Source organism: Mesotoga sp. Brook.08.YT.4.2.5.2., assembly GCF_003351125.1.
Classification (GTDB): domain Bacteria; phylum Thermotogota; class Thermotogae; order Petrotogales; family Kosmotogaceae; genus Mesotoga.
Genome location: NZ_JPGZ01000018.1, coordinates 17,184 through 27,126, shown reverse-complemented (window position 1 = coordinate 27,126; position 9,943 = coordinate 17,184). Strand labels below are relative to the sequence as shown.

The window sequence follows — 9,943 nt, the reverse complement described above, 5'->3', positions numbered from 1 at the left end:
TTCGAGACTACGAAGAACAAGGAGAGAAACCAGATCCCGTGCAGAAGCATCACGGGATGACAAAGTGAGCAAATTCCAGGGCAGGCTCTACGGGATAACAGAATGGGGGGGATTTATGGGTGCTCTAATCACCCAGACTTACCGGGATGACAGAATGAGGAGATTCGAGGGCAGGCTCTACGGGATGACGGTCTTTTCTTGCTTTCGGTCATTCTGGCGGGCTTCTGGCAAGGATCTGCATCCTCTCACAATGTGATCTTTCCAAGAACGAGGAACAGATCCTCGCTCTGGAACGAAGAACAGATTTTTTCCTCTTGAACGGTCAACGGATTATGGCTCTACCCTGCTTACAGCCTTCAGCGGCTCTTTGTGACCAGCATAAACTGAGATCGACTCCTGCTCTTTCGCTTCATCCTGGGGCGCAAGCGCCAGCATCGCCTCCGCCGGTGATCTTTCGGCGCATCACTTCCCCGGACGTTCCTCCGGGAATCACTTCCTGGCGAAGCCAGCCTTGCGTCCGCCGCTGCTCTTCGGCGAATTGCATCCCGCCGAAGGCGGCATTGCGTCTTATTTCAGCAGTGATGGATTTTTCCCCGCCTTCTCGTGAGCGAAGCGAACGTCTCGATGTTCTTTGTCTCAGCTCCACTCTCCATCGATCTTTTGCCCGCGAAGCGGAACTGGCGCGACGATAGGAGCAGAGGTTAGAGGCGACAGGCTAGAGGTTGGAAGAGCGCAAAGATCTTGATCTTCTTACGTCTACCCTCTATCGACTCGCTTGACAGCCTTTTCGCATATGCCTAACGGAAATTCTCTTCTTCTATCTCTTTAACTTTTCCAAAAGCATTTTTCAAGAATTCCTGTCTGTCTTCGGGAAAGCCTTCGGTAAAACTGGCATTCAGCCAGCGATCCAACATATCTATCGCTTCTTGAGGAGCCAGTTTCCAGCCTCCCATCGTAAGGACATTTGCGTTGTTAATTACCTTTGCCATCTTGGCGGCGTAGCTGCCTTCGACTACGGCTGCATAGATTCCCTTGAACTTATTGGCTACAATTGCCATTCCCATTCCGGTACCGCAGCAGAGAAGGCCTCGGTCGAACTCTCCAGCTTGGACCTTTCTAGCAACCTTTGGCGCAACTTCGAAGTAAGGCTGAAAATCTTCCATAGACTGCATTCCAACATCTTCGACTTCGTAGCCCTTCTCTAATAGATGGGATTTTAGGGCCTCCTTCAAGGGGAAACCGGACTTGTCCGCACCAATAACTATTCTCTTTTCAAACATCTTTACCTCCAATATCCGCCAGCTCTCTGAAGAGTCCGGCAAAATTCGAGTTCTTTTTGAAGAAGACAGGAATCGTCTCCAGAGGAGCATCGACGACATATCTACCGGGACCGTATTCTTTACCAGACCATAAATCTATCCATTCGTCTTCGGGAAGATAGACTTCCTGTGTCCTCTTACCTTCTTCGATAACTGGAATCACCATAAGATCTGGCCCCAGCATATACTGATACTTCATCGTGTAGAAATTGTGATCGCCTTCGTAATGGAGAAGAGGATGCCTCATTACCGGAATTCCTCTCGTGCTATTCTCACTAATTAGCTCTTTAAGATAAGGTTTCAATTTCTGGTGAATGCTGCTCATCTTTGCAAAGTGAAGAAGAGTCTCGTCGTCGGAGTCGAACTGCCAGTTGTCGTCGGGTCTGTTCCCCTCATGTGTCCTCATTACCGGCGTAAATGCCGAAAGCGAGCTCCATCTAATAAAAAGTTCCTTAGATCTAGTTACGTTACCCATTATATTCTTTATGGTTGTATAGCCCCCCGTATCTGAATGTGAGAGACCGAAACCACTGTAACCCAGGGAGAGCGCTGCGGGTATCACCGAAGGAAGTCCATCATCCACGCTCCAATCTACCATCTGATCTCCGGCCCACATCAGAGTCGAATAGGCGGTAGTTCCCGTATATCCAGCTCTTGTAAAGAAGAAGACTTCTCCAAGTTTTCCGGCCTCTTCAACGGCCTCTCGATTCAGTCTGGCCCAGATCGGCGGAAATCTGTTGTGAAAGCTCCGGGCATCTTCACCCGAATAGAGAACTGCATCCGTGGGAAGATATTCACCAAAATCCGCCATCCAGCCGGAGAGACCAATACCGATCATGTTATTCTTGATTATCTCTTTCAACCAGACATAGGCTTCTGGATTTGTGATATCTACAATTGCTGCCGGAAAGGTAGTTATAACCACATGGTACTCGCTCCCGTCGCTTTTCATTACGAGATAGCCATTTTCCGATGCGTCTTTGTAGAGGTTCCCTTCAAGCGCCAGAAAGGGATTTACGTAACCCATGACTCTAATTCCACGATTCTTAAGCTTTTCTATAAGCGCCGGAAGGTCCGGGTACATCGTACGATCGTACTCCCAGTTCCACATTAGCTGCTTTCCAAATGAAGTGATTCTCTTACCTTCCCAGTCCTGAATCCATATCGCCGCAATCTTTAGCCCTCTCTTAAGAGCCTCTTCAACTTTAGGCATCACTATGTCCATTCCACCCTGAAGACCAAGAAGGACTCCATCTAAGGACCATTCCGGCAGCTCCGGCTGTCTTCCAAGGTAGGCCGACTGTTTTTCGAGAACTTCCAGAAGGCTCTTTCCCGTCCCGAATATTATTGATTCTGGAATAGCCCAGCATTCTAGCTCATGATAATCGTCATGGGAAAAATCAAATCTCATATAGTGACTGTCATTTACGTGGCAGTAGAACCTTCTTGTCGAAACGAACGTTGGTTGGGGATAGTAAGTGGTGTACCAGTCGCCGCCGGCCCTTTCGAGCTTATCGGCAAAGAAGGTCAGCAATTCCTTCTTGTTTCTCCCCACGCCCTGTTCAGAGACCCAGAGAGGCACCTTCTTTCCCCTGAGATCAAGCTCGGAGAACTGTTCTCCACAACCGTAAATATGCTCGCCCGGTTCGGCCATTATTCTTATCCATAACCGGTTGGCCTTAGAGTTATTACCCTTTAACTCCATCTTCATTCGACCCTCGAAGAAGGAGAGTGTTATTTCGATCTCTTCAAGATTTTTTCCAAAGATCAAAACGACTTCTTCGGGGAGATTCTCCTTCACTCTCCAGTCGCGAAGCGCGATCCTCTCTTCCAGCTCGTCCACAATTTCGAAGCTTCCGTGATACATGTCGAATGTCTCATTACCCTTTCCCAGGAAGATACTTGGTCTCTCTCTCGAGTGATCGATCAACAGCACTTCGTCAAGATAAATCTGCAACCTGTTCTTGCTATTCATTACCCTGAACATCTTTACCTCCTGCATCCTTTGACTTCAATGCCATGGCATCTCTTGCGGCCTGCGCGATATCTTCGGCCGTCATTTTGTATTTCTTCAGAAGAAAGTCGGTCATTCCAACCTCTCCGAAATGGTCTCTGACTCCTATTCTTCTAAGCGGTACCGGACAATCCTCAGAGATAACTTCGGCTACCGCGCTTCCCCAACCGTTAATTATACTGTGGTTTTCGGCCGTTACTATTGCACCGGTCTCTTCAGCAGCCTTCAGTATCGGTTCTCTGTCGATCGGCTTGAGGGTGTGCATATTGAGAACACGGGCATTAACACCTTCTCTTTCGAGAATCTTTGCCGCTTCTACTGAGCTCTGTATCATTATTCCACTGCAGATAATCGTCACATCGCTTCCATCCCTTATCTGATGGATTTTTCCAAGCGTAAACTCTGTATCGGGTTCGAAGAAGAGCTTTGTGTTCTTTCTATCGAGCCTCATATAGACAGGGGAGTCGACTTCCATTATCTGGGGAAGCAATGAAAGAAGTTGAACCGAATCGGCTGGTTCCACCACGATCATTCCGGGCAGATTTCTCACGATACCGGCATCCTCGAAGCTCATATGGGTTCCTCCGTTAAGCTCTGCCGTTACTCCGGGATCGGTTCCTCCAATCTTGACATTCAATCTGGCGTACGCAACCGATATTGCAATTTGATCATACGCCCTTCGTGTAGCAAACGGAGTGAACGAGTGGGCAAACGGAATCTTACCCATCACGGCCAATCCAGATGCTACTCCTATCATGTTGGCTTCGGCGACTCCGACGTCTATGAAGCGATCTGGGTACTTATCCTTAAAAGGTATTGTTCCCGAAGCCTTGCCAAGATCGGCTTCAAGCACGACTACTCTATCGTCTTTTTCAGCAATTTCCATTAGTTTTTCCGTGTAAACACTTCTAAGCTCTCGTCCTGACAGTTCCATTTAACTACACTCCTTCCCTCTGGAGTTCGACGATAGCATTCTGCCACTCTTCTTCGGTCACTTTCATGTTGTGACTGGAAAGCTTACCCTCGGCGAAATAGGCTCCTTTGCCTTTGATAGTATTTAGTATGATCATTGAAGGGCGATCGCGTCGCTCTTTTGCCTTTCCGATCGCATCGGTTATCTCTTCTACATTGTGGCCATCTATGGAAGTCACATTCCAGCCGAAGGCCCGCCACTTGTCTTCTAGAGGTTCAAGTCCATTTACGTCAGAGATATTTCCGTCGATCTGCATTCTGTTGTAATCCTGCATCGCAATTAGATTATCCAGTTTTCTGTGAGAAGCGAGCATTGCAGCTTCCCAGATCTGGCCTTCCTGGCTCTCACCATCGCCAATTATTGTGAAGACCCTCGAAGGGTTCCCCGAGATCTTTTTGGCTATTGCAATACCTACTGCCGCAGAGAATCCCTGGCCAAGCGAGCCGGCCGTCATATCTATTCCCGGGGTTCTCAGTCTGTCACAATGGGAAGGTAATAGTGTTTCGGGCTTATTCAGAGTCCAGAGGAGGTCAGTAGAGAAGAATCCTCTCTCGGCCAGTACGGCATACAGGCCCGGTCCACCATGGCCCTTCGAGAGAACAAAGTGATCTCTTTCCGGCCACGAAGGTTCTTCTGGCCTAACTTGCATCACTCTGAAGTAAAGGACCGTGAGTGCATCGACGATCGACAAAGCTCCACCTATATGGCCAACGCCTAGGCGGCCGATCATTTCGATTACCAGAGCCCTCACCTTTCTTGCCTTTCTTTGAAGTTCTTGAATCTCATCCTTATTCAATTTATCCACCTCACTGAAGAATATGCTCGAATATCTCTCTAAGCTCTTTTCTGCCAATATTTGCCGGATTCAGTTTCGCTATTGGCGAGGAGAGCGAGGAATCGACGAGTCCGTCGAGATCCTCTTCTCTGATTCCGATTTCAGATAGCTTTCTCGGAGCCTCTCCCACGATCATCAGATCTTCTATGGCTACTGCGAACTCACCAACGTCTTCGAACCCCAAGTATCTTATCAGAATGTCAAGTTTCTCGCCGATTACCTTGTAATTGAGTTTCAGCACCTCAGGCATTGCAAGGGCACAGGCGAATCCATGGGGAACGCCATAAACGTTTGTTAGAGGAAAGCTGATCGCGTGAAGGATAGTCGTTCTGGTCTGACTGAAGGCCATTCCCGCTAGAAGGCTAGCCATTGAAAGGCCCTCTCTGGACTCTTTATCGCCGTCGATACAGGCTCTACGCAGATTGTTCATAATCAGATCGATCGCCCGGATAGCGAGAGACTCGCTCACGGGTTGGCTGGACTTAGCCCAGTAGGATTCTATCGCATGTGAAAGTGCGTCCAGACCCGTAGAGGCTGTAACGCTCTTTGGAAGTGAGAATGTAAGTTCAGGATCCACTATCGCAAAGTCACTCCAGAAGAACTCCGAGACCATCGGCTTTTTAACGCCGCTTGATTTATCTGTATAGACTCCAACATTGGTTACTTCACTCCCCGTTCCCGAAGTCGTTGGAACACATATCAGTCTAACTTTTCTGGAAGTGAAGGTTCTGCTGCCGTCCAGATAGTCCTTTATCTTTCCAGTATTAGACATCAGACAGGCCACAGCCTTTGCAGTATCCATTACGCTACCGCCTCCGACGGCAACGATAGTATCCACAGAGTGTTCTCTGCCAATTTTCGCTGCTCTATCTACGGTCTCGCAGCTGGGATTCGGTTCGACTTCGCAAAACTCTATAATATCGGTTCTACCGGCTTCTCCCTTAACTTCAGAGACAAAGCCTAGGTCCAGAAGAATACTATCTGAAACGATCATAGTTCTGTTTCCTACTACGAGTGAGCCAAGTTCTCTAATTCTTCCGCTCCCAAATATTACCTTCACCGGGAGAAAGAAGTTCATATCCATAAAAAACCTCCCTTTCTAAGTTACCTTTAACTCTTTCTTTCTCTTCTGTTCTATGATAATTCCTGCGGTACACATCAAAACAATTATCATTCCTAGCACCTGAATAAGCTTCAAACCCTCTTTCAGCAAAAGGAAACTTATAATAGTCGCAAATACGGGCATCATAAGAAGAGTAATCTTAACCAGCCACACTGGAAGTCTTCTGAGGTTGAAGTAGTAGAGTAAGTATATAAACGTCTGCATAGCTCCGGCGTACAGTAATGGAAGGACAAGAAAACTGTTCTCTCGAACTGTCGGTAAAGAAGCACCTTTGTCCGACAGGAAGAAAATTATTGCGAAGATTCCCATTGTTATAAAATTGTTGTAAAAGGCTACCACATTGTCTGAGGCCGGATTTACTCTATCTAATTGCACGGATTTTATCACAAAGGCGTTCAAAGAAACGAAAAAGGCACTCAGAAGAAAGAAGATGTCTCCGATCCCTTCGAATCTGAAATTCACAAGATCTATATTCACAACAAGGCCAACACCCAAGAGAACCCCTCCCGTATAAAGCCAGTCGCGGTAACTGAAACGCTCCTTAAGAAAGAAGATCGTTATAAGGTTCGCAAAGAGCACGTCAGCCTTTAGTAGGACAGCTCCATTTGCTGCACTTGAAAGTCTCAGACCAATGAAAGCTGTTATGTCCAGAGAGAATCCTAGAACACCTATCAGCAAGAGCTTTGAAAGTATTCCCTTCACTTTGAAAAGCTCTTTCACCTGTCTCTTGAAGGTCATTAGAATTATAAGAAGCAAGAAAGTAACTGCTCTGACCACTAGACCCACAAAGAAAGGTGAGAGATACTGGAGAGAGACTCTGTTCGCGACATAATAGCTTCCCCAGACAAGACTCAATGTCAGGAGCGATAGAAAAAGACCGACGCTCATCTGTTTATATAAGTCTCCTCTTCAGTTCATCGACCTCTTCATCGCTCATAGTCGTCTTCTCGTTATGTCTCTTCCTGTTGAGATACTCTATAAGCCTTCTGTGGCTTTCAGAATCGAGCGGGTATTTCTTTGCTGCAATAATGCCAAAGGTCATGAGAATAACAGGCACGAGTGCGATTATCAATCTTATAGAGAGTAACACGGCAGCACCCTGCGGCTTTTCTATCATCTTTGTTACACCGTCTTCCACAACTCTTTCGGGATTAACATAACCGGCGACACCAAGAATGAAAGTCGCCAGCGCCACGGCTATTCCGGAGGCGAATTTTCGTGTGAAGGTTATGAGACCGCTGAAGTTTCCCTCTCTTCGCTGCCCATATGCCAGTTCACCGACATCTGTTACGTCGCCGAATATTGTGTGTGGTATAACTGCCGCGGCAGATACTCCCGCTCCGACAAATCCCGCAAGAAAGAAGACCACCGGCAGGGATGCGTTCTGGGGAACAAAGAAGATAGCGACAGAACCGACTATCCATACGAAAGATCCTAGAATGAAGGAGAAGGTCTTACCCTTCTTCTTTGCCAGAAAGGCATAAAAAGGTATGAAAAGGATCTCCACGATCAAAAGGGCGCCAAGGACGAGAGGCAGGGCGTTTGGCTTCTCGATATAGTATTTCATGTAATAGGCAAAAATCATGGAGACTATGTCCATTCCAAGGTAGGCCGTCAGAAACATTACGAGAAGGTACCTGAAGGATTTGAGCTTCAACGGTTCAACAAACATGCTCTTGAGGTTCAAGTTAGCTTCAACCGAAGAGAAGTCTTTTCTCTCTTTTGTAAAAGCGAAGACTCCTATCCATGGAAGTGAGAATATCAGACCAAAGACCACGGACATAGCTATATATCCTGTTCTTATATCTTCAAAAGAGTTGACTATCATCATGGGAACCAGTGCACATGCAAGCGAAGAGACCAGCGAGAAGAGCAACCTGATCGAGTTGACTGATGTCCTTTCGTTGTAGTCGAGCGATATTTCGGCCGCCATTGCCTGATAAGGGATCATGATCATGGTCACTACTGTATTGAAGAAGAGGTAAGCAAACAATATATAGAGAAACTTTGCCGCCTGAGAATCGAAATCGACAGGATACCAGAGTATCATAAATGAAATGAAGACTAGACCGATACCTGCGAGAAAGTAGGGCCTGCGTCTTCCAAACCTTGATCTAGTTCTATCGGTTATGCTTCCCATAAAGGGATCGGTTATGGCATCCCATATCTTGCCTACAAGAAACACAGGGGCGACGAAGACCATATCTAGACCTACCACATCTGTAAGAAAGATCGCGTAAAAAAAGTTGATTATGTTGAAGGCACCGCCTCCGAAGATGTCGCCAGAGCCAAAGAATATCTTGTTCAAAAGAGGAATTTTCTCGCTTTCTCTGCCAACTGACATTTTTTCAACCCCCAATGACTTCCCAGCCGTTGATCCTGGCGAGGATTTTGAATGATTCTATGTAGTTACCGTAAGAAACTGAGATGTGATGAGCAATACCGTTGTAGATAACTCTTTCGAGAACTGTCCGAACGTCTTCGTCAAAGACTGCCTTCATATAAGTCCCCTTCAAGGATTTTTCCATAGGGACGGCCTCTCCGTGACCAAGGAAGACTCTGTACTTTCCACTTACCGAATCGAGCCGACAGACTGAGAACTCGCCTGACTTCATAACGAAATCGGCCGTAACGCCTTTACCTCCTGCAAAGTAAGTGTCTAGTGAGCAGACTGAACTCCCATCTGCAAGATTACAGGGAGCAACCCCGCAATGCCATAAAAGGGCGAAGTTTTCTTTGAGATCAACCTGCGAAAAGTCTGCCAGGAAAGGAGTTTCTGCTCCTACGGCTTTTTGGGCCAGCATACTCATGACTCCTTCAACATCACCCTCGCAACCCGTGATAAAGCCGAGAGACTGGACATAAGACATCGCGGCACAGGGAGAGATTCCAAATGTAGTTGCAAACTCTGGCCAGCAACGAATAGCGATCGCATCGAGCGAGTTCAATGTCATGAAGCCCTTCAGTTTAGCCGCAAGAGACGCCACTCTGTCAACCTGTTTCTGGCTAACTCCATCTGTGTTAAAGACTCTTAGAATATCTCCTTTAGAGACTTCAATCTCTTTTGTCGAAACTTCGTGTGAGAATATTGAATCTAGTTCATAGTGATCGAGTAGGATACCTGTTTCTCTATAAGTGCTCAATTCGTCGATATCGAGATTGAAAAAACCGTGTGCCCGATAACCGATAATCCCAATGCGGCTGGTGGAAAGGGCCTTCTTAATCCTTATCGCATTTATCCAGTTAGTATCGACCTTATCTCCAATAACGACATGATAGGTACGCTCTCCGGATTTGTAGAGGTTCGAAGCGTTCAGGTTTACACCACAGATCGAGTTCAGCCTTATCTTTCCACCGTTGTATGGTAGTTCGTCGAGTCCCCACAGTAGTATTGGCTTTCTTACTTGCTTATGAAGCTCCAATACTAGATGGCCTAAATGAAAAGTACCGCTTATAACTATCAGACCGTCTATACCAGACTCCGAGAGTCTTTTCGCAGCTTGATCGGCCTCAGAAATCTCGATTACGAGTTCATCGACGAAGAACCATTCGACTTCAGGTATTGTGTCAAGTTCGCTTTTGATTCTTCCGTACAGTTCCTGCGCTGCCAGATGATCGAAGGTCTTTCTGGCAAGGCAGACCACTCCTAACTTCACTCTTTGCATGGAAACCTCCGCTT

General features: G+C 46.9%; 8 protein-coding genes. All 8 read right to left on the bottom strand.

What is annotated here, in order from left to right:
* Positions 1 to 797: 797 nt before the first annotated feature.
* Genes Q502_RS05840 through Q502_RS05805 form a run of 8 tightly spaced genes read right to left on the bottom strand, consistent with a single transcriptional unit; the run spans position 798 to position 9,929 of the window.
* Positions 798 to 1,280, bottom strand: a complete 483-nt coding sequence (locus tag Q502_RS05840) for an RpiB/LacA/LacB family sugar-phosphate isomerase (RefSeq protein ID WP_099829714.1) — start codon at positions 1,278 to 1,280, stop codon at positions 798 to 800.
* Complete coding sequence (locus tag Q502_RS05835; RefSeq protein ID WP_207759742.1) at positions 1,273 to 3,306, bottom strand: alpha-glucosidase; 2,034 nt, start codon at positions 3,304 to 3,306, stop codon at positions 1,273 to 1,275. The genes Q502_RS05840 and Q502_RS05835 overlap by 8 nt, the downstream gene beginning before the upstream one ends.
* On the bottom strand, positions 3,287 to 4,267 hold the full coding sequence (locus Q502_RS05830) for a transketolase family protein (protein WP_099829716.1): 981 nt from the start codon (positions 4,265 to 4,267) through the stop codon (positions 3,287 to 3,289). The genes Q502_RS05835 and Q502_RS05830 overlap by 20 nt, the downstream gene beginning before the upstream one ends.
* A 4-nt stretch (positions 4,268 to 4,271) precedes the next feature.
* On the bottom strand, positions 4,272 to 5,102 hold the full coding sequence (locus tag Q502_RS05825) for a transketolase (RefSeq protein ID WP_099829717.1): 831 nt from the start codon (positions 5,100 to 5,102) through the stop codon (positions 4,272 to 4,274).
* Positions 5,103 to 5,112: 10 nt separating this feature from the next.
* Positions 5,113 to 6,225, bottom strand: a complete 1,113-nt coding sequence (locus tag Q502_RS05820) for an iron-containing alcohol dehydrogenase family protein (protein ID WP_099829718.1) — start codon at positions 6,223 to 6,225, stop codon at positions 5,113 to 5,115.
* A 15-nt stretch (positions 6,226 to 6,240) separates the two neighbouring features.
* Positions 6,241 to 7,152 (bottom strand): DMT family transporter, encoded by a 912-nt coding sequence (locus Q502_RS05815; protein ID WP_099829719.1) that lies wholly within the window; start codon positions 7,150 to 7,152, stop codon positions 6,241 to 6,243.
* 4 nt (positions 7,153 to 7,156) lie between these two features.
* Entirely contained in the window at positions 7,157 to 8,608 is a 1,452-nt protein-coding gene (locus Q502_RS05810) for an MFS transporter (RefSeq protein ID WP_099829720.1), read from the bottom strand.
* 4 nt (positions 8,609 to 8,612) lie between these two features.
* Positions 8,613 to 9,929 carry an L-fucose/L-arabinose isomerase family protein gene (locus Q502_RS05805; protein WP_099829721.1) on the bottom strand — a complete coding sequence of 439 codons (1,317 nt, stop codon included), beginning with the start codon at positions 9,927 to 9,929 and terminating at the stop codon, positions 8,613 to 8,615.
* Positions 9,930 to 9,943 lie beyond the last annotated feature (14 nt).

What these genes read in the sequence shown, in the direction of transcription:
- Q502_RS05840 (WP_099829714.1), bottom strand. Translation starts at nt 1,280, where the DNA reads ATGTTTGAAAAGAGAATAGTTATTGGTGCGGACAAGTCCGGTTTCCCC.
- Q502_RS05835 (WP_207759742.1), bottom strand. Translation starts at nt 3,306, where the DNA reads ATGTTCAGGGTAATGAATAGCAAGAACAGGTTGCAGATTTATCTTGAC.
- Q502_RS05830 (WP_099829716.1), bottom strand. Translation starts at nt 4,267, where the DNA reads ATGGAACTGTCAGGACGAGAGCTTAGAAGTGTTTACACGGAAAAACTA.
- Q502_RS05820 (WP_099829718.1), bottom strand. Translation starts at nt 6,225, where the DNA reads ATGGATATGAACTTCTTTCTCCCGGTGAAGGTAATATTTGGGAGCGGA.
- Q502_RS05815 (WP_099829719.1), bottom strand. Translation starts at nt 7,152, where the DNA reads ATGAGCGTCGGTCTTTTTCTATCGCTCCTGACATTGAGTCTTGTCTGG.
- Q502_RS05810 (WP_099829720.1), bottom strand. Translation starts at nt 8,608, where the DNA reads ATGTCAGTTGGCAGAGAAAGCGAGAAAATTCCTCTTTTGAACAAGATA.
- Q502_RS05805 (WP_099829721.1), bottom strand. Translation starts at nt 9,929, where the DNA reads ATGCAAAGAGTGAAGTTAGGAGTGGTCTGCCTTGCCAGAAAGACCTTC.